Source organism: Quadrisphaera sp. GCM10027208, from assembly GCF_042658805.1.
Lineage (GTDB): Bacteria > Actinomycetota > Actinomycetes > Actinomycetales > SCSIO-59966 > SCSIO-59966.
Window position 1 is genome coordinate 5,951 of record NZ_JBHSRC010000001.1, and the last position, 25,662, is coordinate 31,612.

Sequence of the window (25,662 nt, forward strand, 5' to 3'; positions counted from 1 at the left end):
CAGGGTGGCGGGATTGCATGATCACGAACAGGGTCTTCGACTGATCACGGGTGGGGGCGGGGGCGGGGGTCGGGGTGGGGGTGGGGGTCGGGGTGGGGGCGGAAGAGGGCGGTGAGGAGGGCGGCGAAGACGACGGCGGAGCCACCGAGCAGCGCCCACCACAGGGCCGTCGCACGCGCCGGGGCCAGCTCGTCCTCGGCCTCGCGCACCGCGAGCCGCTCCACCGGCGGGTCGAGCGTCCCGGCGTCCGTCCCAGCCCCCGGCACCGGCGGACCAGGCCGGGACGGGTCGAGCGTCATGACCATCGCCGCGTAGGGCTGGACGATGCCCCAGCCTCGCCGGTCGTCCCGCTCCGCACGCACCGGCCGGTCTGCGGACGCCTGGATCCGGTAGGCGATCTCCTCGGCCGGAGCGTCCGGGTGCGCGGAGGCGACGAGCGCGGCGACACCGGAGACGTACCCGGTCGCCCAGCTCGTCTGCGGCGCGGCCGGCGGCGGCGCGTTCACGCAGTCCTTGTCGTCGAACCACGCCGAGACCACCTGTTGCCCCGGCGCGGCCACGTCGACCGCCTCGGAGTGCACCGAGGCGTCGGTGACCTGGTCGGCGGTGTCCACGGCGGTCACCCCGAGCACGCCCGGGTAGGCGGCCGGCCAGCGCGGCCCGTCCGAGGCGTCAGCCTCGTCGCGGTTGCCGGCGCTGGCGACGACGAGGACGTCGCGCGAGACGGCGTAGGCGACGGCCGCCTCGAGGTCGTCGTCCGGGGTCGGCGAGCTCAGCGAGACGTTGACGACGCGGGCCCCGGCGTCCACGGCGTAGCGGATCCCGGCGGCGATCCGGTCCATCCGCAGGCCGTTGCCGGCCACGACGTCCTGCTCGTCGGTCGAGGCGAACACCCGGACCGGCAGCACCATGGCCCGTGGGGCCACGCCGACCAGGCCCGACCCGGGCACCTGCCGGGCCGCGATGAGCGAGGCGATCGCCGTCCCGTGGTTGTTCACCGCCCCGGTGCCGTCGGCGTCCGGGTCGCCGGTGACGAACGTCGTCCCGGGCACCACCGCGTCGCGCAGGTGCTCCCCGCCGTCCTCGACGCCGGAGTCGACGACGGCGACGGTGACGCCCTGTCCGCGGGCGACGTCCCAGGCGTCGTCGAGACCGAGCCGGGTGTGCGCGTAGGGCTGCGCGGGGATCCAGGTGTACTCCGGGCCGCGGCCGCACTCGGTGGCGTCGGCGGTGATCCGGACGCCGGTCGCGCCGGTTGGGCCGGTCCGGACGCCGGACGACGGGTCGCCGTCCGCCGTGGCCGCCCCGCCTGCCGGGGCCGGGACGGTCCCGCCGGCGAGCAGGGCCAGTCCCACGCCGACGGCCACCGCGCCGGCCCGTCCCCAGCGCGCACGGCGCCGCATCACCCGCCCCCGACGACGCGCCGGGCGGCGGCCTCGGTGAGCTCGGGCCCGTCGCTCAACGGCTCCACCCAGGCCAACGGCACGGGCACCGGCGGGACGCCGGCGAAGCCGAGCCGCTCGAGGTTGCCGGTGGTGTCGTCGCCGACGGCGTACCGGCGTCCGGTGCCGTCGACGAGGAACACCGTGCCCCGGTTGACGACCGTGCCGTTGACGGCACGGACGAGCGCGCCGCGGCCGGGCTCGACGAAGGTCCCGGAGCCGGCGGCCGGCGCCGCGTCCGGGTCCGTCAACCGAGCGAGGGCAACGGTGGGGACCTCGTCCGGCGCGGCGGTCAGCAGCGCGCAGGCGACGTCGTCCGGCCACGGCCCGGGTAGCGCGGCCGGCCACTGCGGGGGGTACGGCAGCGTCGTCACCGTGCCCAGACCGGTCACCGCCCCCTGGTCGACGGGGACGACGGGCAGGGTGCCGGAGCCAGCGGCGTACAGGCTGAACGCGACGTCGGTGAGCGGCACGAGCCCGTCCTCGCGCAGCAGGTACCGGGTGGCGGTGCCGTCGGCCGCGGTGACCTCCAGGACGGTGCCGGTCGTCGTGCCGGCCGGCCCCCCGGCAGGTGCGGGCCGGCCGGCGCCGGGCACGGCGAGCGGCTGCAGCGCCGGGCCGACGGGAAACAGGTCGAGCCAGCCGCCGGGCACGGTGCGTGGCGGGGTCCGGTCGAGGCGCAGGGCCCGCAGCACGTCGGGCGCGACGGCAGGGTCGACGGCGAACCGCTGCCCGGCCCACACCACCCACAACGCGCCGTCGACCTGCACGGTCAGCGCGTCGGCCGGACCGGCGGGCTCGGCGACCGGATCCTGCTGCAGCCGCAGCTGGGTCGCGCCGGCCGGGTCGAGGCACGCCGTCCACCCGGTCTGGACCAGCGCGTCGGCGTCGGGCAGGTCGTCCGGCGCGCCGGGGATGCCGACGGTCTCGCCGCGGCGCTGGTCGGCGAGCAGCTCGTCGGGCACCGAGACGATCCCGAAGGAGTCGGCGGGCAGCGCCAGACGGGCGCTCGCCGTGTTGAGCACCGGGCGCAGCACCCCGTCGCCGGTAGCGAGGAACCGGGAGCCGCTGTCCTCGGCGATGACGAGCTTGTTCTGGTCCCACCCCTCCGGCAGCCCGGGCCGCAGCCAGCCGGCCAGCGCCGCCCCGGCGAGGACGAGTCCGGCCAGGACGACGCCGCCGACGACCGCGCGCGCCGGGCGCGCAGGCTCCAGCTCCAGGCCACCGGGTGCGCCACTGGTGAAGGCGGTGACGAGCCGGCGCCGGTTGAAGGCGTGCGCCTCGACGAGGTCACGCTTGGTCGCCACGTCGGCGGGTCGTCCTCTCCGGCAGGTGGTGGTCAGGCGGACGGCGCTGTCAGGCCGAGGTCGCACCTCGGCGGCGGCCGACCCGCAGCAGCACGAGCCCGCCGGCGAGCAGCGCACCACCGAGCAGCGCGGTGTCGGCGGCCTCGGCCCCGGTGCGCGGCAGCTCCTCGACCGCGGCGACGCTGGCGGACTCGGCGGTGACCTGGTCGGCTGCAGCGGGACGTGCCGAGGCGCCCCCCTGCGAGGCGGGGGTGACGGGCGCCGACCGCTGCTGGCCCAGGTCCCCGGACGCCGACGCGCTAGTCGTCGTCCGGCCGGTGCCGGCCGAGTCCTGGCGCGGGGTGGGCTGGTCCTCACGCGGGCGGTCGCTGTCGCCGGCCCCGTCGCCGGAGGGGACGGGCGAGGGGGCCGGCTCCGGCACGGACGCCGCGAAGTCGGCGACCCCGGCGGTCCCGCCCTCGGTGTACCCGACGGTGTAGGCGGCGGCGTAGCTGGGCGCGTAGGTCTCCGGGTAGGCCAGCGCGCACGCCGAGGAGAACGCGGCCGCGTACGCGGTCCGGTAGTCGGCCGAGGCGCCGGGTATGGCGTCGAACGGCGCGGGCACCGAGCCCGGCTGCCGTGGCGCACAGGTGCTGCCGCTCGGCCGACCGGACGACGAGCCGGCAGCGACGGTGAACGCGCCGTCCGCGCTGCCGTCGGCGTACCCGGCCTCGTAGCCGCTGGCGTACCCGGCGGCGGCGCCGTCCTCCCCGCCGGCGGCGGTCCCCTCGGCCTCGCCGGCCGCGAAGCCCGCGGTGGCGCCGGCGTTGGACGCCAGTCGGATCGGCGGCAGGTCGTCGCCGGGCGCGGCGGACGCGGTGGCCGGCACCGCGAGGCACATCGCCACGACGGCGGCGGCGGTTCCGGCGCGGCGGACGGACATCGGGCTCACAAGGCTCCCCCTTCGGACCAGGGCGCGCGCCAAGAACGCTCGGCGACGCCGGATGACACGCACAGTAGTCGCCGGAGCGGCCCCGACGGGAGGTCCGGAACGGTCGCCGGCGAGCGAACGGCCGCTGGAGGGCGGCGCATCAGACCAGACCGACCGCGACGACCGCGAGCGGGACGACGGCGACGAGCGCGACGCCCTCCAGGACGTCCCCGAGCCGGCCCAGGCGCACGCTAGGCGTCCGCGGCAGCACCGCGGCCAGCACGAGCAGCACGCCGGCGGCCAGCAGGAGGACGACGAGCGGCGTCCGCCACCCGGGGTGCACGCCGGCGGCGGTGACGGCCGCCGCGACGAGGGCGAGGACGGCGCCGCCGACACCCGTCCGCACCAGGACGGCGTCCCGGTACTGGCGGGTGCGCAGCAGCAGCGCGACGGCGCAGGCCAGGACGACGAGGGCGCCGGCGAGGCCGAGCCGGACGGCGAACGGCGCGGCGAGCACGAGGACGGCGCTGACGAGTGCGGTCAGCCCGAGCAGCGTGGCCCGGCCGGTGCGGGCCTCCCGCCGGACGGCGTCGGGTGAGATCGGCTCGGGGTCGGCGACGAGGTCGGCGTCCCGGCGGGGCTGGGGCGCGGACAGCCGGGTGCCGGCCAGCGACACCCACGGGACCAGCGCGCCGGCGAGGACGACGACGACGACGGTCACGGTGACGACCGCCTCGACCGGCTGGCCGGCGGCGACGACGCCGCCGACGACGGCGAGCAGGGAACCCAGCCCGACGACGGGCAGGAGCACCGCGCCGCGGTGGCCGAGGGCGAGCGCACCGAGCCCGGCGGTCACGGCGGCGGCGAGGCCGGCGGGGACCGCGGGCAGCGCCAGCCAGGCGTCGTCCGGCAGCGCGGCCCAGCCGGCGACCGCGGCGAACACCGGAGCGGCGGCGGCGAGCAGGAGCGCGGTCTCGTGCGCCGCACGGAGCCGGGCGGAGGCGGCGGCCTCGGTGACGAGCAGGACGGCGACGACCCCGGCGGCCACCGCGACCGGCAGGCCGGCGGGCCGCTGCAGGGCCAGGGTGACGGCCGCGACGCCGAGCAGCCCGGCGGCGGCGAGCAGTCCGGCGGTCCGGCCGTCCTGGGGAGTCCAGGGCACCGTCTGCGCCTCGACCGCGTCGGCGACCGCCTCGACGACGTCGTCGTACAGGACCGGCGGGACGTCGTGGACGCCGAGCTCCACGGTGAGCACCGCGCCGTCCTCGACGCCCTGGGCCAGGAGCCCGGCGGCCGGTTCGAGCACCGTGCCGTCGGCGCGCACGAGCCGGTACCCGCCGTGGACGACGGCGGGGTCGAGGGCACCGGTGACGGCGGCGACCTCGGGCAGCAGGTCGGCGACGGGCAGCACCCCGGGGAGGGCGAGGTCCGCGCGCCGTGGCCCGGCGACGACCGTGACCCGGACCAGCCCGGTGTCGGCGGTCGGGCCGGTGCCCGTCAGCACGTCCGTCACCCCAGGACCTCCGTCACCGCAGGACCTCCGGGCTCGTCTCGTCCTCGCCGAACCAGTCCTCCTCGACGGCCAGGACGTCGGCTCGCTCACCACTGCCACGGTCCCGGCCGCGTGCGCCGGCGGCACCGACGACGGGGGCGACCCCTCGGGCCCCGGCGCCACGTGACCCGTCGGCACGTGACCCGTCGGCACGTGACCCGTCGGCACCGGCAGCACGTGAGCCGCCTGCACCGGCGCCCCGTGCGGCCGAGCCGGAGGACGCGCCCGAACCCGAGCCGGACCGCGCACCGCTCTGGCCGCCGCCAGCCGTGGCACCGCCGACCGCGCCGGGGACCACGACGGCCCCGCGGGAGCCCGCCGCCGTGCCGCGGGCGGCACCGGCACCGGACACCCCGGCCCCCGACGCACCTCCCGTCCCGCCGCGCGCGGTGGCACCCGGCGCGACGACACCACCTGCGACGAGGCCGCCGGTCCCGCCGCGCAACGTCCGGCCGAGACCAGCCGCGGCCGCCATCCCGAGCCCTCCGCCGACGACGCCACCGACCGTCCCGGCGCCGATCCCGCCTCCCCCGCCGGACCCGGCGTCCGGACCGGGCTCGCCGACGGACCCGCCCCCGGCCCACGGTGGGACCGACCCGCCCGGGACCCCGCCGGCCCCACCGGCCCCACCGGGCCCGCCGGCCGGGGCGTACCCGCCCGCGGCCCCGTCGGCTCCGCCGTCCGCGCTGACCCACGGCCCGCTCGTGCCGGTTCCGCCGCCGGCTGGTCCACCGCCGGCCGTGCCCCCGCCGGCAGCGGCGTAGCCGCCGCCGGCGGGAGTGGTCACGATCGTCGCCCCGCGGCCTGCTGCGCCACCGGGGACCGCACCGCCGCCGGCCGCGGCGTAACCGGACGCCGCGGTGGGTCTGGGCCCGGAGCCGCCGGACACCGTCGCAGCGCCCCTGTCGAAGGTGTCGTCCCAGTCCTGGGCGACCTGCGCGGCGATCTGCGCCTGGGAGTCCTGCAGGCTGGACTCCAGCGCCGTGAAGGCGGCACCGGCCTGGCGCTCGCGCTCCGACTGCGCAGCGAGGTGCTGACCGTGCGCCCGCAGGAACGTGGCCTCCTGCTGCGGGTCGGTCAGGTCGTAGTCCGCCGTCGACGGGGCCGGCGGGACGGCGGGCAGGCTGCGCAGCTCGGTGCGTGCCGTCGCGAGGGCCGAGGCGGCCTGGTCGAGCTCGGAGGCGGTCACCCGGGCGTTGGTGGCGCGCACCTCGATCTCGTCGGCGAGACCGCCGAACGCGGTCGTCGCGGCCTGCGAGGCCTCGCCGGTCCACGACTGCTCGATGCCGTTGCGGACGTCGCCGCGCAGCTCGGCGGCGACGTCGTCGAGGGTGTCGGCGAGCGCCCTCCACCGGTCCGCCGCGCGACGCACCTCGCCGGGGTCGGCGTCGGCGACCTGGCTCAGCCGCTGCTCATTGGGTCCCATCGTGTTCCCCCTGTCCTGCCGAGCCGGTGCTCTGCAACACGGTCCCGCGGCGTCGGGTGCGCAGGACCAGCACGAGCGCCGAGGCGACGACGGCGGCGGTCACTGCGACGACGGCCCAGGTGCCCAGGCCAGCGGAGGCGGCGCCCGCGCCGGTGGCCTCGGACGACCCGTCGTCCGCCGGTGCCGGCCCGGACGCCGTCAGCCCGGCCGTCTCGGAGGCGGTCGGCCCGGCCGTCTCGGAGGCGGTCGGCCCGGCCGTCTCGGACGTCGTCACCCCGCTGTCGGGGGTAGCCGCGGTGGCGAGCGCGGCCTCGTCCGGGTACTCCTCGGCCATCATGGCGAGCCGGGACACCGCGGTCAGCGGGTTGACGTCCTCCCAGCGGGTCGGGTCGTTCTCGAGCATCTCCGGCACGTTGATGAAGCCGAAGCCGAAGTTCTCGTCGAAGGCCAGCGTGTCCCGCGTGGTGTGCCGGATGAGGTGCTGGACGATCTGGTTGCCGGTGGCCTCGGGGTAGCGGGAACGCACCAGCGCAAGCCCACCCGCGGTGAGGGCCGTCGCGGCACTCGACCCGTTGGTGAGCCCGTCGCTGCGCCAGCGGCCGTCGACGAACCCGCCGGTGCGCAGCGAGGTACCCGGCGCGGCGATGACGACCTGCCGGCCGGGTACCACGTAGTCACCGAGCCTGCCGTCCGGGCCGACCCCGGTGACCGAGACGACGCCGATGTCGGTGCTGTGCAGCGCAGGCAGACCCACGCTCGGGCCGTTGCCGACGGAGACGACCACGACCGTGTCGGCGTCGACCGCCGCCTCGAGCAGGTCGGCGAGAGTGCCACCGAGGGTCGCTGAGAAGCTGATGATGTCGACGCCGTCGGCGACCGCCTGCTCGAAGGCGGCCCGCACGTTGATCAACATGCTGCGCGACGACCCCTGGCCGGCGCACGGCTCCTCGGCGTCGGCGGTGTCGGTGTAGGCGTACGCCCGGATGGTAGCGTCCGGCGCGGCCTGCGACACCATCGACACCATCGACGTGCCGTGATGGCTGCCGTACCCGGAGCCCAGACCCTCGCCGACGGGGTCGGCGGCGCAGGCGTTGAACGCGGGGACGACGTTGGCGTCGGCGAGCTCCGGGACGGTCAAGTCCACCACCGAGTCGATGACTGCCACCGTCACCCCCTCCCCGGTGCTCAGCGCGTGCGCCTCGTCGATCCCCATCGCGTCCCGCCACCACGTGCCCGGCGGGTCGCCGAGGTCGGCCGCGGCGGCGGACGGCGCGGGCAGGGCGACGAGCAGCAGCGCCGCGACCAGGGCGCGGATCCAGGTCATGGGAGGAGGCGGACCGCGTCCGCCGGGTCCTGCCCCTCGTCGCGGGCCGGCCCCTCGTCGTCGGTCGGCCGGTACTCCGCCAGCGTCTCGACGTGCCGGTCCACCGCCCGGCTGGCGGCCTCCCGGACGTCGTCCGGCACCCCGGCACGGGACGCCTCGCCGGCGGCGACGAACCGGGTGAGCACCTCTGCGGCGCTGGCGTCGGTGTCGGCGTAGGTGCTCACCACCGCGCGCAGCCGGTCCTGCATCTCGGCCAGCTCGGTCTCGATCGCCGAGGCGACCTCGAGGTAGACGTCGGCGGCGGCCTGGTGGACGCGGGCCAGCGACCGGCCGGCCGGCGTCCCGCCAAAGATCCCGCCGCCGAGCGGGAGGCCGGCGAACCGGGCGCGCTCGGCGGCGGCGAGATCCCGCAGCCGGCTGATCACCTGCCCGGCCACCCGCTCCAGCTCGGCGAGAGTGACCTCGACCGTGCGCGGCCCCGCCGACCCGCCGCCGTCATGCATCAGGTGCACGACGACCTCGTCACCACCGGCTCTGGTTGGCCCGTTCCGCCGCCTGGTACTCGGCGTTGGACGTGCTCACCGCGGTGCCGACCTGAGCCAGCAGCTGCTGCATGTCGGTGATCGCCCGGGACCACTCGGAGCGGGCGACGTGGTAGGCGTCGCTGGCCGCACCGGTCCAGTCGCTGCGAAGCGGTGCGAGCTCGGAGTCGAGCTGGGCCAGCCGGGACTCGATCTGGCGCGCCGAGGCCTGGATGTCGGCGGCGGCCGCGTCGAGCCCCCCGAAGTTGACCTTCATCTCTCCTGCCATCACGTCCGCCCCCTCAGCCCAGTCGGCTCGCGTAGCTGGTGAACGTCGACGCCTGCTGCTCGTCGGACGCGGTGTAGGTCTGCTCGCTCGAGCGCAGGTTCGCCTCGAAGTCGTTGAGCGCGCCGGTGATCCGGCGGGCGTTGTCGTCCCACCGCGTCATCACGGTGGTGAAGGCGGCGGCTCCCTGGCCGCGCCACTGCGCGCCGATGCCGCTGAGCTTGCCCCGCAGCGCGCTGAGCTGCTGCTCCAGGTCGTTACGCGCCTCGGCGACCATCTGGGCGCCCCGGACGAGCGCCTGGTCCTGCTTGGTGACTTCCCCGGCCATCACCGGCCCCCTCCCCGCGCCCCCCGGTGGTGCGCGTCTGCCGCAGAGTACGACAGAGCGTCCCGAACCGGCACCCTTGTGACGTGGAAATTCACCTGCCCGACACGTGGAGTCAGGACACCACGGCGCGCAGCCACTCCACCGCGCCGGCCGCGACGACGGCCGCGGGCAGCGCGAGCAGCACGGCGAGCCCCTCGACGACGTCCGCGGCCCGGGCCCAGTGCACCGACCCCCAGCCGTGGCCGACAGCGGTGGCGGCTGCGGCGGCCGACAGGGCCGCGAGCACCGCCACACTCACCACTGCCACGGCTACCCACCCGGTGGCACCGGGCAGCAGCTCCGCGGCGAGCGCGACCGAGCCCGCGACGCCGGCGACGGACAGCAGGGCCCGCGGACGACGCTCACGGACCGCACGGGCGGCCAGGGGCAGCCCGACCGCGAGGCACCCGAGCAGGACCAGCACGCCGAGCCGCGCCCAGCCCGTCGCCGGGGTGGCGACGAGCAGCGCGACGGCGGCGACCGCGACGGCGGCCGCGGCGAGCGCCCAGGCCGCGAGCAGCACCCGACCGCGCCGGACGACGCCGTCGACGTCCTGGCGCCGCAGCCGGGTCCGGCGGCTGCGGGACCGACGGGGTCCGTGGACCGACCACGCGGTGACCGCCAGCCGGTCGAGCTCGAGCAGGACGTCGTCCGGGACGTCGACGACGCCGGCTGGTAGCAGGCGGACGAGGGGCAGCACCAGTCCCGCGGCGAGCGCCGCCAGGACGGCGCCGCCGGCGCCGGTGACCAGGGCCAGCACAGCAGCCGCGCCGGCCGTCACCGCGACGACGAGCTCGACGAGCAGCACCGCGCCCGGGCCGTCGTCCCGGACCGGGCGGGCGGACCGGGCCAGCACGGCAGTCACCGCCGCTGCCACCGCGGCCGCGGTGAGCGCCACCAGCGACCACCCGGGCCGGTCGGTGACGACGAGCAGCCACCCGCCGGCACCGGCCAGCACGGGAGCGAGGGTCACGGCCGGACCGCCGGCCGTCGTCGTCCGCGCCAGCAGGGCCAGGGCGACGGCGAGGGCGAGCAGGACGGTGGCGGCTGCCGTCCGCAGCGGGTCGCCGGGCGCGGCGGTGAGCGCGGTGGCAACGGCACCGGCGAGTGCGAGCACCCCGCCGCCGAGCAGACCGGCCCGCACCGGACCGGGTGACGTGGTGGCCGCCGGCGGGCTGAGCGGGCCAGCGCCGGTGGCGGCGGCTGACCCGCGCGCGGTCACGACGACGAGGACGTCCCCCTCTCCGAGGACGGGGCCGCCGACGGGCTCGGCGGGGTCGACGTCCGTACCCGTCGCCGTCATCAACCGCAGTGCGCCCGGGTCACGGCCGCCGAGCCGTCCCGGCAGCCGGTCGCCGACGCGAAGGGCGTCCAGCAGGGCTCCGGCCGGGGTGCCGGCCGGCACGGCGAGGTCGCAGCGGCCGGAGGGGGTGAGCACCCCGACCCGCACCGCCACCGGCTCGGTCGCGTCCACACCTCCACCTCCCCCGCCGTGCGGCCGTACCCTTCCCGAGCACCGACCATAGGCCCGGACGCCGGGCACGAGGAGTACCACGTGTCGACGACGCTGCACCGTGCGCCGCGGCTGGAGCCGCCCGAACCGCCGCGGGGCGAGCTGCCGCTGCAGCCGCCGCCGGAGATCCAGCCGAGCGAGGGCAGCAGCGGGATCCTCATGACGGCGCTGCCGATGCTCGGCAGCCTCGGCTCGATCGTCTTCATCGCCTCCACCGGCGGCACCCGGGGCATCCTGGCCGGCGGGATGTTCCTGCTCGCCACCCTCGGCTTCGTCGGGGTGAGCCTGTGGCGGACCCGCGCCCAGCGCACGACCCGCACGGCGGCCGCACGGCGGGAGTACCTGCGCTACCTCGGGCAGGTCCGCGGCACCGTCCGCGACGCCGCCCGCCGGCAGCGGGAGGCCGCGCTGTGGCACCACCCGGACCCGGCGCACCTGCCGGCGCTCGCCGCTGAGCGGACCCGGGTGTGGGAGCGCACCACCGAGGACGACGACGTCCTGCAGGTGCGGTTCGGCGTCTCGCCGCAGCCGCTCGGGCTCGTCCTGCAGCCGCCGCAGACCGCGCCGATCGACACCCTGGACCCGGTGTCGGCGTCCGCCCTGCACCGGCTGCTCGTCACCCACCGGGTCCAGCCGGACCTGCCCGCCGCGGTCGACCTGCGGGCCTTCCCTCGGGTGGAGGTCACCGGGGAGGCCGAGGACGCCCGGGCCCTGGCCCGCGCGCTCGTCGTCTCCGCCGCGACCTTCCACTCCCCCGACCTGCTGCGGGTCGCGGTCCTCACCGACGACGCCGGGCTCGCCCACTGGGAGTGGCTCAAGTGGCTGCCGCACGCCGGCAGCCCGGTCCGGCGGGATGCCGCCGGCCCGGCGCGGATGGTCGGCACCGACCTCGACGACCTGGCCGCGCTGCTGCCGGCCGACCTCGCCGACCGGCCCCGGTTCAGCCCACCCACCGGACCACCGACCACCCCGCACGTGCTGCTCGTCGTCGACGGCGGCTCCGTGCCGCCCGGGCACCACGTCGTCACCTCCGACGGCGTCGAGGGGGTGACCGTGCTGGACCTGCCGGCGCGGTGGGGGGAGCTCGAGGACGAGGACACGCTGCGGATCGCCCTCGAGTCCGCCCACCGCGAGGACGGCCGGGTGCCGTGCCGGGCGCTGCGGCTGCGCGGGGAGCCGGCGCCGGCGTTCGCCGACCAGCTCGACGTCGCCACCGCCGAGGCGACCGCCCGCCGCCTGGCCCCGCTGCACGTCGGCGGGGAGAGCACCCGTACCGACGTGGGCCACGCCGACGCCGAGCTCACCGACCTGCTCGGCATCGGCGACGTCCGGGACCTCGACGTCGACCGGGCCTGGCGGCCGCGCCCGCAGCGGGACCGGCTGCGGGTCCCGGTCGGTATCGCCGCGGACGGCAGCCCGGTGCAGCTGGACATCAAGGAGTCCGCCCAGCAGGGCATGGGCCCGCACGGCCTCGTCGTGGGCGCGACCGGCTCGGGCAAGTCCGAGTTCCTGCGCACCCTCGTCCTCGGCCTGGCGCTGACCCACTCCCCCGAGCACCTCAACTTCGTCCTCGTCGACTTCAAGGGGGGCGCGACGTTCGCCGGGATGGCGGACCTCCCGCACGTCTCCGCCGTCATCACCAACCTGGCGGACGACCTGAGCCTCGTCGACCGGATGCAGGACGCGCTGACCGGTGAGATGGTCCGCCGCCAGGAGCTGTTGCGCGCCGCCGGCAACGTCGCGTCCGTCCGGGACTACGACCGCGCCCGGGCCGCCGGCGCGGACCTCGAGCCGCTGCCGAGCCTGTTCGTCGTCGTCGACGAGTTCTCCGAGCTGCTGTCGGCCAAGCCGGAGTTCATCGACCTGTTCGTCGCCATCGGCCGGCTCGGCCGCTCGCTCGGCCTGCACCTGCTGCTGGCCTCCCAGCGGCTGGAGGAGGGCCGGCTGCGCGGGCTTGACAGCCACCTGTCCTACCGGGTGGGGCTGCGCACGTTCTCCGCCGCGGAGTCCCGCACCGTCCTCGGCGTCCCGGACGCCTACGAGCTGCCCGCCGTCCCCGGTCTGGGGTACCTCAAGCCGGACCAGTCGACGCTGGTGCGGTTCAAGGCCAGCTACGTGTCCGGCCCGCCGCCGCGCCGCCGCGCCACCGCCCTCGGGCGAGGTGCCGTGGACGGGGAGGTGCTGCCGTTCCGGCTGGGGCCGGTCGAGCGAACGACGTCCGCGGGGCCGGTCCCGGACGGCGAGCCGGCGTCGCCGGGGCCCGCCCCCGACGACGAGCCCTCGGTCGTCGACCTCGCCGTCGCGGCGATGCGCGGTCGCGGGCCGCTGGCGCACCAGGTCTGGCTGCCGCCGCTCGACGTCCCGGCGACCCTCGACGTCCTGCTCGACGACCTCGCGGCCGACCCCGACCTCGGGCTCGTCAGCCGGCGCTGGCGGCAGGCGCCGGGCCTCACCGTGCCGGTCGGTGAGGTGGACAAGCCGCTGGAGCAGCGCCGCGACGTCCTGGCCGTCGACCTCGCCGGGCAGGGCGGGCACGTCGCCGTCGTCGGCGGGCCGCGCTCAGGCAAGTCGACAGCGCTGCGCACGCTCGTGCTGTCCCTGGCGCTGACCCGCACGCCGCGGGAGGTGTCGTTCTACGTCCTCGACTTCGGCGGCGGCACGTTCTCCGCGCTGGCCGACCTACCGCACGTGGCCGGGGTCGCGACCCGGGCCGAGCCGGACGTCGTGCGCCGCACGGTCGCCGAGGTGCGTCAGGTCGTCGACGCACGCGAGGCGTACTTCCGCCGGCACGGGATCGACTCCGTGGAGACCTACCGGGCCCGGCGCGCGGCCGGCGCGGCCGACGACGGGTACGGCGACGTGTTCCTCGTCGTCGACGGGTGGTCGACGTTGCGCGCGGACTTCGACACCCTCGAGCTCGAGCTGCAGGACCTCGTCCAGCGGGGCCTGACCTTCGGCGTTCACCTGCTCGTCGCGACGAACCGGTGGGCCGACCTGCGCGCCGCCGTCCGTGACGTCCTCGGCACCCGGATCGAGCTGCGGCTGGGCGACCCGCTGGACTCCGAGGTCGACCGCAAGGTCGCCGCCTCGGTGCCGTCGGGGCGGCCCGGGCGCGGGCTGGTGCCGCCCCGCCACCACGTGCTCGTGGCGCTGCCGCGCGCGGACGGCGACCCGGACGGCGCGACCGTCGGCGACGGGGTCGCGGCGCTCGTCCGGGAGGTGGCCGCCGCCTGGCCGCACGGGCCCGGTCCGCGGCTACGGCTGCTACCGACGTCGGTGGACCTCGCCGAGGTGGCTGCGACGGCCCCGGCGGGCGACCGCCGGCTCTACCTGGGCCTCGACGAGCGGGCCCTCGCGCCGGTGGGCCTCGACGTCGACCGGGAGCCGCACCTGCTCGTGTTCGGGGACGGCGGGTCCGGCAAGACCGCGCTGCTGCGGACCTACCTGGCCGAGCTGCGGCGCACCCGCGCCCCCAGCGAGGCGCAGGTCATGCTCGTGGACTACCGGCGCTCCCTGCTCGGGGAGGTGCCGCAGGAGTACCTCGTCGACTACCTCGCCGGGGCGGCGCAGGCCGGCCCGGCGCTCGCCGAGATCGGCGGCTACCTGCGGGGGCGGCTGCCCGGTCCGGAGGTCACCCCGGGTCAGCTGCGGACCCGTTCCTGGTGGAGTGGCGCGGAGGTGTTCGTCGTCGTCGACGACTACGACCTCGTCGCCACCTCCCAGGGCTCACCGCTGCAGGCGCTCGTCGACCTGCTGCCGCAGGCCCGCGACGTCGGGCTGCACCTCGTCCTGGCCCGCCGCTCCGGTGGTGCGGCGCGCACGCTGTACGAGCCGGTCGTGCAGACGCTGCGCGACCTGGCTTCACCTGGTGTGGTACTCGCCGGCAGCCCGGACGAGGGTCCGCTCGTCGGATCGGTCAAGCCGCAGCCCGGCCCGCCGGGCCGCGGGCGCCTCGTCACCCGCGACCGCGGCGTCGACGTCGTCCAGATCGCCTGGACCCCACCCCTCTCCTAGCCGGACTGGCCGCACCCCCCCACTCGTGACCAGTCGACGATCCCCCCGCCTCTCCCGTCGTGATCATGCAATCCCGCCACCCTGATGACCCCCCTTTCGTGATCATGCAGTTCCGCCACCTCTGGGGGCTGGGGCGCCGGTGGTCTGGTCGGCTCTGGTCGGCGGCGGCGTGCCGGGGGTGGGGGGTGGAGGCCTGGTGTGGTCACTGTCGGCGTGCCAGACTTTCCCGTGGGGGTGTTCCGGTGTCCCGGTGCGGGGGGTGTGGTGATAGCGGATGTGCGGGTGACAGCGGAGGACCTGTACACCGCCGCTGCTCGGGCGGACGCCGCGGCCCAGTTGATCGGGCAGGTGGCGGCCTGGCCGGTGGGAGCGGCGTTGGCGGCGGCCCTGCCGGGGTCCGCCTGCGCGGCGGAGGCGACGGCCCTCGGCGCCGCGTGGCAGCGGCGGGAGCGGGCGTCGGCGCGGGAGCTCGCGGAGTACGCCGCGGACCTGCGGGCCAGCGCGGAGGTCTACCTGGGCGCGGATCGTGCGTCGGTTCAACGGCTGGGTGGCGGCCCGTGGTGACGCTGGAGCAGGTGCGGGCGTGGCGGCCCGCCGACGTCGACGCCCAGGTCGACGTCCTGACCCGGGCCCGTAACCGCCTGCTGGACTGTGACGACGAGCTGACCGGCGCCGCCCCGCCGTCCAGCTGGGCGGGTGGGGCGGCGGACGCGGCCGCGGTGGCTCACGGCGACCGGGTCGAGCAGGTGCGCCGCCTGGTGGCGCAGGTGGAGGCGGTCCGCACCGCCTGCGCCGAGGCCGCTGCCGCGCTGGCGGCGGTGCACTCGGCGATCGCCGCGGCCGAGGACCTGGCCCGCGCCCACGGCCTGACCGTGCACCCCGACGGCACGGTGACGGCCCCTGCGCTGCTGACGACCCCCGAAGGCGCCGACGAGGCCGTCCGGGCCCAGCAGGCGGTCGTCGAGGAGGTCGTGGACCGCCTGGAGCAGGCGCTGCGCCGGGCCGCGCAGGTGGACGCCGACCTGGCCGCGGTGCTGCGCCGGGCCGCTCAGGACGCCGTCGAGGACGGGTGCGGCGCCTCCCTCGCGGACGCCGTCCTGGCCGGCGCGACCGCCGGGGACCTCGCCGTGCCGCCGCCACCGGGGCGCGGCGCCCGCCCCGCCGACAACGCCGGCTGGTGGGCGTCGCTGACCGAGGCCGAGCGCGCCGAGGTGCTGGCCCGGCACCCGCAGTGGGTCGGCAACCTCGACGACGTCCGCGCGGACCTGCAGGCCGAGGCGGCCCGGCTGCAGGCCGACCTGGCGGACAACATCTTCGGCGGCTGGTTCACCCACGCCGACGCCCGCCTGGAGAACGTCCGCGGGATGCTCGCCGGGCTGGACGCCGTCGAGGCCGAGATCGCGCTGCGGGACACCAGCCTGCTCGTCCTCGACGCCTCCGGGGACCTGCTCGAGGCCGCCGTCGCCAAAGGGGACGTCGACACCGCCGACCACGTCGCCGTGTTCACCCCCGGCATGGGCACCACCGTGCAAGGAAGTCTCAAGGGCTACTCCGACGATGTCGACGAGTTGCGGCTTCTGGCGAAGGACATCTTGCGTGATGCCGGCGAGTCGCAGTCCGTGGCGACGGTGGCGTGGCTGGGCTACCAGGCGCCCGGGCACCGGTGGGTCCAGGACGTCGCCAGCCTCGGCGACCGGTCGGTGGTCCGGGACAACGCCGCGCAGAACGGTGCCCCGGCCCTGACCTCGTTCCTGCAGGGTGTGGACGCCGCGCGGGGCACCGACCCGCACCTGACCGCGCTCGGGCACTCCTACGGCTCCCTGGTCACCGGTCTGGCCCTGCAGCGGCCCACCGGGGTCGACGACGTGGTGTTCTTCGGCTCCCCCGGCATCGGCACCAGCGACGCCGAGGAACTGCTGGTGCCGGACGGTCACGCCTTCGTCGTCGAGGCCCGCGGTGACCCGGTGGCCGACACCGGCTGGTTCGGGCGCGACCCCAACCAGATGGACGGGCTGACCGGGTTGTCCTCCCGCGAGGAGGTCCTCGACGGGCGGGTCCTGGCGGAGTCCACCGGCCACAGCCAGTACTTCGTGCAGGACTCCACCAGTCAGCACAACCTCGCCGTCACCATCGCCGGCCTGTACGACCAGCAGGTCCACCCCGACGGCATGGACGGGGGAGACGTCGTCTCCAGCGGGTATCGGGGGGTGCCATGGGACCAGGACTGACCCGGACGATGACGGCCGCGGCGACCGCCGCGGTCCTGACCCTAGGAGCGTGCGCGATGGGCACCGACGAGCCGACCCAGGACGAGCTGGCCGCCGAGCTGGCCTCCCGGCCCTCCATCGAGGAGGCCACCGTCGCACAAGACGAGATGCTCACCGAGATCCGCGCCGCCATCGACACCGCAATCGGCCCCCAGAACTGGCGACGTAAGGAAGTCCACAGCGCCTCCGGTTGCCGGGACTTCCCCGGCCTCGACGGGATGGAACGGGACAGCGACCGTTGGATCATCGACGGCGGGGTCACCGACCAGGAATGGGACCTCGTCGAGCAGGCGGTCACCACCGTCACCGGCGAGCACGGCTTCCACCCCCCGGAAGTGATCCTCGATCGTCCCGGTGACCACGTGCTGATGATCTTCCGGGACGACGGCGCCATCGTCGACCTCGGCACCGAGCTGAACCTCGTCCTCGGCGCCAGCACCGGCTGCCATCCGCGGACATGACACGCGCACGGCCGTGCACCGGGCTCGTCCTGGCCACCGCCGCGGTCCTGACGCTAGGAGCGTGCGCGATGGGCAACGACGAGCCGACCCAGGACGAGTTGCGCGCCGAGCTGGCCGCCCGGCCCTCCATCGAGGAGGCCACCGTCGCACAAGACGAGATGCTCACCGAGATCCGCGCCGCCATCGACGCCGCGATCGGCCCCCAGGACTGGCTCCGTGAGGAGACGGTGAGCGAGTCCGGTTGCCGGGACTTCCCCGGCAACGACGGGATGGTGAGGGGCAGCGACCGTTGGGTCATCGAGGGCGGCGTCAGCGACCAGGAATGGGACCTCGTCGAGCAGGCCGTCACCACCGTCACCGGCGAGCACGGCTTTCAGCCACCGTCGGTCGTCCGGGACGAGCCCGGCGGACACCGCCTGATGATCTCCCGGGACGACGGCGCCATCGTCGACCTCGGCTCCTCCACCAACCTCGTCCTCGGCGCCACCACCGGCTGCCATCCGCGATCGTGAGCCGGGCATGTCCGGGGATCGAGGCGACAGTCGCCGAGCTACCCGCGGCCGGGGCTGCGCGACCAGCAGGTCCACCCCGACGGCGCGGGCGGGGGAGACGTCGTCTCCAGCGGGTATCGGGAGGTGCCATGGGACGAGGACTGACCCGGACGATGACGGCCGCGGCGACCGCCGCGGTCCTGACGCTAGGAGCGTGCGCGATGGGCACCGACGAGCCGACCCAGGACGAGCTGGCCGCCGAGCTGGCCGCCCGGCCCTCCATCGAGGAGGCCACCGCGGCACAAGACGAGATGCTCACCGAGATCCGCGCCGCCATCGACGCCGCGATCGGCCCCCAGGACTGGCGACGTGAGGAAGCCGACAGCGCCTCCGGCTGCCGGGACTTCCCCGGCAACGACGGGATGAAACGGGGCAGCGACTCCTGGATCATCGAGGGCGGGGTCAGCGACCAGGAATGGGACCTCGTCGAGCAGGCGGTCACCACCGTCACCGGCGAGCACGGCTTCCACCCCCCCGAGGTGATCCTCGATCGTCCCGGTGACCACGTGCTGATGATCTCCCGGGACGACGGCGCCACCGTCGACCTCGGCACCGAGCTCAACCTCGTCCTCGGCGCACGCACCGGCTGCCATCCGCGGACATGACACGCGCACGGCCGTGCACCGGGCTCGTGCTGGCCACCGCCGCGGTCCTGACGCTAGGAGCGTGCGCGATGGGCACCGACGAGCCGACCGAGGCCGAGCTGCGCGCCGAGCTGGCCGCCCGGCCCTCCATCGAGGAGGCCACCGCGGCACAAGACGAGATGCTCACCGAGATCCGCGACGCCATCGACGCCGCGATCGGCCCCCAGGACTGGCGACGTGAGGAAGTCGACAGCGCCTCCGGCTGCCGGGACTTCCCCGGCAACGACGGGATGGTGAGGGACAGCGACTCCTGGATCATCGACGGCGGGGTCAGCGACCAGGAGTGGGACCTCGTCGAACAGGCGGTCACCACCGTCACCGGCGAGCACGGCTTCCACCCCCCGTCGGTGATTCGCGACCAGCCCGGCGGACACACCCTGATGATCTCCCGGGACGACGGCGCCATCGTCGACCTCGGCTCTTCCACCAACCTCGTCCTCGGCGCCACCACCGGCTGCCACCCGCGGACATGACACTTGAGTACGCCGAGTAGGCGACCACACCCCCTCACAGAATGCTGCGCCGTCACCGTTCTGGCTGGCGTGTCGCGCCAGCAACCCAGCATTCCGGAGGCAGGCACCGCGTCGTGAGGGTGGCGGGATTGCATGATCACGGAGGGGGGTGGTGAGGGCGACAGTGGTGGGGGGGCAGTGGGGGAGCGTGGTCGGGGGGGGCGGGGTCAGCGAGGGGCGGGGTGGACGTGCAGGCGGCGGGCGGCCTCGGCGACCGACCCGGACAGCGACGGGTAGACGGTGAACGACTGCGCCACCTGGTCCACCGACAACCGGTGCTCCACCGCCAGCGTCACCGCGTGGATGAGCTCGGAGGCCCGCGGCGCGACCACCACCCCGCCGAGCACGGTGCCGACCCCGCGCCGGCAGAACAGCTTGACGAACCCGTCGGTGATGCCCTGCATCTTCGCCCTGGGGTTGCCCGCCAGCGGCAACTTGATCATCTCAGCGGGGACGCGGCCGCTCTCCACGTCGGCCTGCGTCACCCCGACCGTGGCGATCTCCGGTGCGGTGAAGATGTTCGCCGCCACCCGGCCGAGGTCCAGCGGGGCGACGGCGTCACCGAGCGCGTGCCACATCGCGATCCGGCCCTGCATCGCGGCGACCGAGGCGAGCGGCAGGACGCCGGTGCAGTCCCCGGCTGCGTAGACCCCGCGGGCGGAGGTGCGGGACACCCCGTCGACCTCGACGTGCCCGGACGCCGACAGCGCGACCCCTGCCTCCTGCAGGCCGATCCCCTCGGTGTTCGGGATCGACCCGACTGCCATCAGGCAGTGCGACCCCTCGACGGTGCGACCGTCGTCCAGGGTGACGACGACCCCCTCGCCGCGGCGCTCGACCCGCTGCGCCCGCGTCCGGTTCAGCACGGTCAGCCCCCGGCGGCGGAACACGTCCTCGATGACGGCGGCGGCGTCGGCGTCCTCGCCCGGCAGCACGTGCTCGCGGCTGGAGACGAGGACCACCTCGGCGCCCAGTGCCTCGTAGGCGGAGGCGAACTCGGCCCCGGTGACCCCGGACCCGACGACGACGAGCCGCTCGGGCAGCGTGTCGAGGTCGTACAGCTGGGTCCAGGTGAGGATCCGCTCGCCGTCCGGCATCGCGGCCGGCAGCCGGCGCGGGTGGGCGCCGACGGCGACCAGCAGGACGTCGGCGGTGAAGGTCTCGGTGCCCCCGTCGGCGAGGTCCACGACGACCCGTTCGGGTCCGTCGAGCCGGCCCTGCCCCCGGACGACGCGAGCGCCGTCCCGTTCCAGGCGGCGGTGGACGTCCTGGGACTGGGCGAGTGCCAGCCGCTTGACCCGCTCGTTGACCCGGGCGAGGTCCACGGACACCGAGCTCTCGGCGTCCGTGTCGCCGCCGGGACTGTCGGGGAACCGGACGCCGAGCTCGACGGAGTCGTCGACGAGAGTCATCACCTCGGCGGTGGCGATGAGGGTCTTGGACGGCACGACGTCGGTGAGCACCGCGGCCCCGCCGACGCCGGTGCGCTCGACGACGGTGACGTCGGCACCGAGCTGTGCGGCGACGAGGGCGGCCTCGTACCCGCCCGGTCCGCCGCCGAGGACGACGACGCGGGGGGCGGGGCGGGGGCTCGTGGTGTCGGGCATCGGCGGCCATTGTGCCCGGTCGCGCGCCGATAGGGTCTGCGCCCATGGCGCTGTACGCGGCCTACGGCTCGAACATGCACCCGGAGCGGATGGCGCACCGGGCGCCGCACTCGCCGTTGCACGGCACCGGCTGGCTGACCGGCTGGCGGCTCACCTTCGGCGCCGAGAACCTCGGCTGGGACGGCGCCCTGGCCACCGTCGTGGAGGACCCGAGCGCGCGGGTGTACGTGGCGCTGTGGGAGATGTCGGACGCCGACGTCGCCGTCCTGGACAGCTGGGAGGGCGTCGACATCGGCCTGTACCGCAAGGTGCAGGTGCGGGTGTCCACCCTCGACGGCGAGGAGGTCGCCTGGCTCTACGTCCTGGACGACTACGAGGGCGGGCTGCCCAGTGCGCTGTACGTCGGGATGCTCGCCGAGGCGGCGGAGGCAGCCGGCGCCCCGGCCGACTACGTCACCTGGCTGCAGAACCTGCCCTGCCGCTCGGTCGGCTGATCGGCTCCGGCGTCCGACCACTAGCCTGCCTGCTCATGACCGCCCGCGCCCCCGACCTGTCCGACCCGGCGACCGACCCGCTGGACGTCGCCCGCGCCGCGGCGGCCGTCGTCGCCGAGCGCACGGGCGCCGAGCGGCACGACGTCGCCCTCGTCCTGGGGTCCGGCTGGGCCGCCGGCGCCGACCTGCTCGGGGAGACCGTCGCCGAGCTGCCGGCACCCGAGGTCCCGGGCTTCCCGCCCCCGGCGGTCGAGGGACACGTCGGCACGATCCGCTCGATCGCGGTGGGGGACAGCGGGGCCCGCGCGCTCGTCCTCGGCTCCCGCACGCACCTGTACGAGGGCAAGGGCGTCCGGGCGGTCGCCCACGGGGTCCGCACCGCGGCCGCCGCCGGCTGCCGGTTCGTCGTCCTCACCAACGGCTGCGGGTCGCTGCGGCCGGAGTGGACGCCCGGCACCGCGGTGCTCATCCGCGACCACCTCAACCTCACCGCCACCTCGCCGGTCGAGGGGGCGACGTTCGTCGACCTCACCGACCTGTACTCGGCGCGGCTGCGCGGCCTCGCCCACGGCGTGGACGGCGACCTGCCCGAGGGCGTGTACGTGCAGTTCCGCGGCCCGCACTACGAGACGCCCGCCGAGGTGGCGATGGCCAGGGTGCTCGGCGGTGACCTGGTGGGGATGTCGACGACGCTCGAGGCGATCGCGGCCCGGCAGGCCGGGCTCGAGGTTCTCGGCATCTCGCTGGTGACGAACCTCGCCGCTGGGGTCGGCGGCCAGCCGCTGAGCCACCAGGAGGTCATCGACGCCGGCCGGCAGGCCGCCCCTCGGATCGGCGCCCTGCTCGCCGACGTCGTCCGCGAGGCCGTGCGGTGAGCGGCGCCTCCCCCGACGCCGGCCTGCTGGACGCCGCCCGCGCCTGGGCGGACGACGACCCGGACCCGCTCACCCGGGCCGAGCTGCAGGAGGTTCTGGCCCGCGCCGAGGCCGGGGACGCCGCGGCGGCCGCCGACCTCGCCGACCGGTTCGCCGGCCTGCTGCAGTTCGGCACCGCCGGGCTGCGCGGCGCCCTGGGGGCCGGGCCGAACCGGATGAACCGGGCCGTCGTGATCCGGGCCGCCGCCGGGCTGGCCGCCTACCTCAACGCCCGCCTGGACGCCGAGCAGGAGCGTTCGGGGCACCGGCCCACCGGCCGGGTCGTCGTCGGCTTCGACGCCCGGCACCGCTCGGACGAGTTCGCCCGGGACACCGCGTCGGTGATGGCCGGCGCCGGCATCGATGCGATGGTGCTCCCCCGGCCGCTGCCCACCCCGGTGCTGGCGTTCGCCGTCCGGCACCTGGGCTGCCACGCCGGGGTGATGGTGACCGCGAGCCACAACCCTCCCCAGGACAACGGCTACAAGGTCTACCTCGGCGGCGAGGGCCACGAGGGCTCGCAGATCGTGCCGCCGGCGGACCAGGAGATCGCCGCGGCCATCGCCGCCGTCCGTGCCGTCGCCGACGTGTACCGCCCGGACGACGGCTGGGTCACCCTGGACGAGGAGGTGCACGACGCCTACCTCGACGCGGCCGCGGGCGTCGCGGCGCCCGGCGGACCGCGCGACCTCGACATCGTCCTGACCCCGCTGCACGGCGTGGGCGGCGACAGCGTCGTCGAGGCGTTGGGGCGGGCCGGGTTCGGCCGCACCTACGTCGTCCCGGAGCAGGCCGAGCCGGACCCGGACTTCCCGACGGTCGCCTTCCCCAACCCCGAGGAGCCGGGGGCGATCGACCTGGCCCTGGCCGCGGCCCGCGAGCGCGGCGCCGACCTCGTCATCGCCAACGACCCGGACGCCGACCGGTGCGCGGTCGCCGTCCGGGACCCGCGGGGGCCGGAGCAGACCGGCGGCTGGCGGATGCTGCACGGCGACGAGGTCGGCGCCCTGCTCGGCGAGCACATCGCCCGCCGCGGGGTCGGCGAGGGCGCCGTGTACGCCAACTCGATCGTCTCGTCGCGGCTGCTGGCCCGGGTCGCCGCGGCGCACGGGATCGCGCACGTGGAGACCCTCACCGGGTTCAAGTGGATCTCCCGGGTGCCGGGACTGCGGTTCGGCTACGAGGAGGCGCTCGGGTACTGCGTGGACCCGGACGCGGTGCGCGACAAGGACGGCATCTCCGCCGCGGTGCTCGTCGCCGAGGCCGCCGCCGTGCTCAAGGCGCAGGGCCGCAGCCTGCTCGACCTGCTCGACGACCTGGCGCGGACGCACGGCGTGCACCTCAGCGGGCAGCTGTCCGTGCGGGTCGCGGACCTGTCCCTGATCACCGACGCGATGGCCCGGCTGCGGGCGACGCCACCGGCGACGCTGGCCGGCCACCGGGTCGTCACCGCCGACGACCTGGCCGCCGGGGACGGCGGGCTGCCGCCGACCGACGCGCTGCGCTACCTCACCGCGGCCGGGGACCGGGTCATCGTCCGGCCGAGCGGCACCGAGCCGAAGCTCAAGTGCTACCTCGAGGCGGTCGTGCCGGTCGCCGGCGAGGACAACGGTGGCGGGGACGGGCTCGCCGCCGCCCGCGAGGAGGCCGCCGGCCGGCTGGCGGCGCTGCGCTCGGACATGGCGGCCGCCCTCGGCCTGCAGGACGCGTGAGCGGCGCGGTCAGCCGAGACTCCATCCGGATCGTCGAAGAGACGGGGACACCGGGAGGTCGCCGAGCGGGGTGGGTGCTCACTGTTCGTCTCTCATCCAGTCGATCACGTCCGTGAGCGAGTCGGCGCGGGACGGGTGCCCCCGCTGCGTGGTGCCGCCGCCGCGGTCCAGCCAGATGCCGTGGAGCCCGGCACGCTCGGAGCCCTCCGCGTCTACCTCGCGGTTGTCACCCACGAACCACGCGTCGGCGGGCTGGACGCGCACGACGTCGCAGACGCGGTGGAAGACGGCGGCGTCCGGCTTCCTGGCGCCCAGCTCGGACGACGTGTGCAGGGCGATCCCGTCGAGGCCCACCCTCGCGAGCTTGGAGGCCTGCTGGTCGAGGTCACCGTTCGTAACCACGGCGAGCGTCGGCGGGTTGTCCAGCGCGGCGGCCGCCTGCAGGAAGGGATGCACGTCGTCGAAGACACGCCAGGCGTCCTCGTACAGCCTCCGGTAGCGATCGAACCACTCCAGCAGTGCCCGCTGGTCGCGATCGCGCACACCGTAGGAGGCGAGGAACTCGCGCGTGCGCTCCACACGCTGCTCCTGGAAGGTCAGCTCACCCTCGAGGTAGCGCTGGAAGTGCTGTGTCTCGAGGTCCCGCCAACGTGCCAGGGGGACATCCACGTCCGTCTCGTGCGGCAGGTCGCTCCCCTCCAGCGCCGCGAGGAGGGCGCTGCGGCTTGCCCCGTCGTGGTCGAGCAGGGTGCCGTCAAGGTCGAGCAGCACGGCGCGGGGACCCGTCGCGCGTGTCACGGTACGCCTCTGTCACGGCGACGGCGAGGACGCGCCGCACCGTTGTCGTCCATGGTCAGCGCCTCATGCTCGTACAGCTCAAGCGTCGCGGCGCACGGTGCGCTCGACCACCGGGCGCAGCAGGTTCGAGAGCAACGCTGCGTCGAGCACCTCCAACCCGAGCGGCGCGAACGCCTCGTACACCTGCTCCCACCGGTCCGCGGGCGTATCGTCCCACGGGTAGGCGTCGTCGACGAGCAGACGGTGCCTGCTGATTATGCGTGTGCTCCTCTCGTCGCCGCCCTGGCCGTGAGCGTGACCCGCAGCGCCCGCACCACCGATGCCAGCCCGACGGTGTCCTCGGCCACCGACGGGGCGCCGGTGCCGAGTGCATCGAGCAGGCGGGCGAAGCCCACCTCGTGGTCCGGCTCGACCCACGACGTAGGCGGGTGCATCGCGGTCAGCCCAGCAGGACGGACACGACGCTGGCCGCGAACGTCACGACGAGTGCGACGATGACGCCGACCGCCCAGGTGCGCTGCACGGGCGGCGGGTCGCCAGGTGGCGGACCCGCCATCCGGGCGCGTTCCCAGCGGGCCTGGACCATGAGCGACGCGCCGCCGGAGTCGCTGTTCGGGACGGCGCTCGAGCGCAGGCCGTGCTGGAGGTTGGTGCCGAGCGACTGCAGGGCCGCCGCCTCGGACCGGCTCTGCCGCAGCGCCTGCGAGCGACCCGGGGCGGGCGCCGCCCACGCCGCGACGCGCAGGTCCCCGGCGAACAGGGTGAGGGAGTACCGGGTGTCGATGGCGTCCAGCCGTGGCCAGGGGATGCGGGTGTCCCGGACCAGGTTCCGGACCGTCACCGCCTCGTCGTCCACCTCGACCGCCGGCCGCCAGAACAGCGTGAGGACGCCGACCGCGACGAAGGCGATGACCGGGGCCCAGTACAGCCCGGCGACCGGGTCCTGCACCGTCGTGACGACGAGCCCGACCGCGAGCAGCACCCAGGTGATGACGGACAGCACCCGGACGAACGTCGGCCGGTAGACGAGCGGTTCCACG

Annotated in this window: 24 protein-coding genes; 10 read left to right on the forward strand and 14 right to left on the reverse strand. The window is 76.0% G+C overall.

What is annotated here, in order from left to right:
- Nucleotides 1-44: 44 nt before the first annotated feature.
- The 10 genes from ACFP6A_RS00040 to ACFP6A_RS00085 all read right to left on the reverse strand — a co-directional run bounded on the left by ACFP6A_RS00040 (nt 45) and on the right by ACFP6A_RS00085 (nt 10,609).
- Nucleotides 45-1,403: a S8 family serine peptidase gene (locus tag ACFP6A_RS00040; RefSeq protein ID WP_379600587.1), complete on the reverse strand. Its 1,359-nt coding sequence runs from the start codon at nt 1,401-1,403 to the stop codon at nt 45-47.
- Complete coding sequence (gene eccB / locus ACFP6A_RS00045) at nt 1,403-2,749, reverse strand: type VII secretion protein EccB (protein WP_379600588.1); 1,347 nt, start codon at nt 2,747-2,749, stop codon at nt 1,403-1,405. The genes ACFP6A_RS00040 and eccB overlap by 1 nt, the downstream gene beginning before the upstream one ends.
- 49 nt (nt 2,750-2,798) lie before the next feature.
- The gene (locus ACFP6A_RS00050; RefSeq protein ID WP_379601421.1) at nt 2,799-3,671 is read right to left on the reverse strand and encodes an LPXTG cell wall anchor domain-containing protein; all 873 of its coding nucleotides are present in this window, start codon (nt 3,669-3,671) and stop codon (nt 2,799-2,801) included.
- Nucleotides 3,672-3,819: 148 nt separating this feature from the next.
- On the reverse strand, nt 3,820-5,172 hold the full coding sequence (gene eccD / locus ACFP6A_RS00055; protein WP_379600590.1) for a type VII secretion integral membrane protein EccD: 1,353 nt from the start codon (nt 5,170-5,172) through the stop codon (nt 3,820-3,822).
- 13 nt (nt 5,173-5,185) lie between these two features.
- Nucleotides 5,186-6,637, reverse strand: a complete 1,452-nt coding sequence (locus ACFP6A_RS00060) for a WXG100 family type VII secretion target (RefSeq protein WP_379600592.1) — start codon at nt 6,635-6,637, stop codon at nt 5,186-5,188.
- The gene (locus tag ACFP6A_RS00065) at nt 6,624-7,961 is read right to left on the reverse strand and encodes a S8 family serine peptidase (protein WP_379600594.1); all 1,338 of its coding nucleotides are present in this window, start codon (nt 7,959-7,961) and stop codon (nt 6,624-6,626) included. Before ACFP6A_RS00065 ends, ACFP6A_RS00060 begins: the two co-directional genes overlap by 14 nt.
- The gene (locus ACFP6A_RS00070) at nt 7,958-8,473 is read right to left on the reverse strand and encodes a hypothetical protein (protein WP_379600596.1); all 516 of its coding nucleotides are present in this window, start codon (nt 8,471-8,473) and stop codon (nt 7,958-7,960) included. Before ACFP6A_RS00070 ends, ACFP6A_RS00065 begins: the two co-directional genes overlap by 4 nt.
- A 10-nt stretch (nt 8,474-8,483) precedes the next feature.
- Complete coding sequence (locus ACFP6A_RS00075) at nt 8,484-8,771, reverse strand: WXG100 family type VII secretion target (RefSeq protein WP_379600598.1); 288 nt, start codon at nt 8,769-8,771, stop codon at nt 8,484-8,486.
- 13 nt (nt 8,772-8,784) lie between these two features.
- Entirely contained in the window at nt 8,785-9,096 is a 312-nt protein-coding gene (locus ACFP6A_RS00080) for a WXG100 family type VII secretion target (RefSeq protein WP_379600600.1), read from the reverse strand.
- A gap of 112 nt (nt 9,097-9,208) precedes the next feature.
- Nucleotides 9,209-10,609, reverse strand: a complete 1,401-nt coding sequence (locus tag ACFP6A_RS00085; protein WP_379600602.1) for a hypothetical protein — start codon at nt 10,607-10,609, stop codon at nt 9,209-9,211.
- An 81-nt stretch (nt 10,610-10,690) separates the two neighbouring features.
- Between ACFP6A_RS00085 and eccCa the strand changes: the two genes are divergently transcribed.
- The 7 genes from eccCa to ACFP6A_RS00120 all read left to right on the forward strand — a co-directional run bounded on the left by eccCa (nt 10,691) and on the right by ACFP6A_RS00120 (nt 19,058).
- Entirely contained in the window at nt 10,691-14,662 is a 3,972-nt protein-coding gene (gene eccCa, locus ACFP6A_RS00090) for a type VII secretion protein EccCa (protein WP_379600604.1), read from the forward strand.
- A 282-nt stretch (nt 14,663-14,944) separates the two neighbouring features.
- On the forward strand, nt 14,945-15,226 hold the full coding sequence (locus tag ACFP6A_RS00095; protein WP_379600606.1) for a hypothetical protein: 282 nt from the start codon (nt 14,945-14,947) through the stop codon (nt 15,224-15,226).
- Nucleotides 15,220-16,890: an alpha/beta hydrolase gene (locus ACFP6A_RS00100; RefSeq protein ID WP_379600608.1), complete on the forward strand. Its 1,671-nt coding sequence runs from the start codon at nt 15,220-15,222 to the stop codon at nt 16,888-16,890. The genes ACFP6A_RS00095 and ACFP6A_RS00100 overlap by 7 nt, the downstream gene beginning before the upstream one ends.
- Entirely contained in the window at nt 16,875-17,390 is a 516-nt protein-coding gene (locus tag ACFP6A_RS00105) for an LppA family lipoprotein (protein ID WP_379600610.1), read from the forward strand. Before ACFP6A_RS00100 ends, ACFP6A_RS00105 begins: the two co-directional genes overlap by 16 nt.
- Nucleotides 17,387-17,902, forward strand: a complete 516-nt coding sequence (locus tag ACFP6A_RS00110; protein ID WP_379600612.1) for an LppA family lipoprotein — start codon at nt 17,387-17,389, stop codon at nt 17,900-17,902. The genes ACFP6A_RS00105 and ACFP6A_RS00110 overlap by 4 nt, the downstream gene beginning before the upstream one ends.
- A 128-nt stretch (nt 17,903-18,030) precedes the next feature.
- On the forward strand, nt 18,031-18,546 hold the full coding sequence (locus ACFP6A_RS00115; protein WP_379600614.1) for an LppA family lipoprotein: 516 nt from the start codon (nt 18,031-18,033) through the stop codon (nt 18,544-18,546).
- Nucleotides 18,543-19,058 carry an LppA family lipoprotein gene (locus tag ACFP6A_RS00120; RefSeq protein ID WP_379600616.1) on the forward strand — a complete coding sequence of 172 codons (516 nt, stop codon included), beginning with the start codon at nt 18,543-18,545 and terminating at the stop codon, nt 19,056-19,058. Before ACFP6A_RS00115 ends, ACFP6A_RS00120 begins: the two co-directional genes overlap by 4 nt.
- A 206-nt stretch (nt 19,059-19,264) precedes the next feature.
- Here ACFP6A_RS00120 and ACFP6A_RS00125 read toward each other — a convergent pair whose 3' ends face one another.
- Nucleotides 19,265-20,704: an NAD(P)H-quinone dehydrogenase gene (locus ACFP6A_RS00125; RefSeq protein WP_379600618.1), complete on the reverse strand. Its 1,440-nt coding sequence runs from the start codon at nt 20,702-20,704 to the stop codon at nt 19,265-19,267.
- 44 nt (nt 20,705-20,748) lie between these two features.
- Between ACFP6A_RS00125 and ACFP6A_RS00130 the strand changes: the two genes are divergently transcribed.
- The 3 genes from ACFP6A_RS00130 to ACFP6A_RS00140 are packed head-to-tail and all read left to right on the forward strand — an operon-like array spanning nt 20,749 to nt 23,824.
- Nucleotides 20,749-21,198, forward strand: a complete 450-nt coding sequence (locus ACFP6A_RS00130; protein WP_379600620.1) for a gamma-glutamylcyclotransferase family protein — start codon at nt 20,749-20,751, stop codon at nt 21,196-21,198.
- Nucleotides 21,199-21,233: 35 nt separating this feature from the next.
- Nucleotides 21,234-22,073, forward strand: a complete 840-nt coding sequence (locus tag ACFP6A_RS00135) for a purine-nucleoside phosphorylase (protein ID WP_379600622.1) — start codon at nt 21,234-21,236, stop codon at nt 22,071-22,073.
- Nucleotides 22,070-23,824 (forward strand): phospho-sugar mutase, encoded by a 1,755-nt coding sequence (locus tag ACFP6A_RS00140; protein ID WP_379600624.1) that lies wholly within the window; start codon nt 22,070-22,072, stop codon nt 23,822-23,824. The genes ACFP6A_RS00135 and ACFP6A_RS00140 overlap by 4 nt, the downstream gene beginning before the upstream one ends.
- A 78-nt stretch (nt 23,825-23,902) precedes the next feature.
- On the opposite strand, the gene ACFP6A_RS00145 is transcribed toward ACFP6A_RS00140, so the two are convergent.
- The 3 genes from ACFP6A_RS00145 to ACFP6A_RS00155 all read right to left on the reverse strand — a co-directional run bounded on the left by ACFP6A_RS00145 (nt 23,903) and on the right by ACFP6A_RS00155 (nt 25,661).
- Entirely contained in the window at nt 23,903-24,622 is a 720-nt protein-coding gene (locus tag ACFP6A_RS00145; RefSeq protein ID WP_379600626.1) for an HAD family hydrolase, read from the reverse strand.
- 254 nt (nt 24,623-24,876) lie between these two features.
- Nucleotides 24,877-25,056 carry a hypothetical protein gene (locus tag ACFP6A_RS00150; protein ID WP_379600628.1) on the reverse strand — a complete coding sequence of 60 codons (180 nt, stop codon included), beginning with the start codon at nt 25,054-25,056 and terminating at the stop codon, nt 24,877-24,879.
- A 5-nt stretch (nt 25,057-25,061) separates the two neighbouring features.
- Nucleotides 25,062-25,661 carry a PH domain-containing protein gene (locus ACFP6A_RS00155; protein WP_379600630.1) on the reverse strand — a complete coding sequence of 200 codons (600 nt, stop codon included), beginning with the start codon at nt 25,659-25,661 and terminating at the stop codon, nt 25,062-25,064.
- Nucleotide 25,662 lies beyond the last annotated feature (1 nt).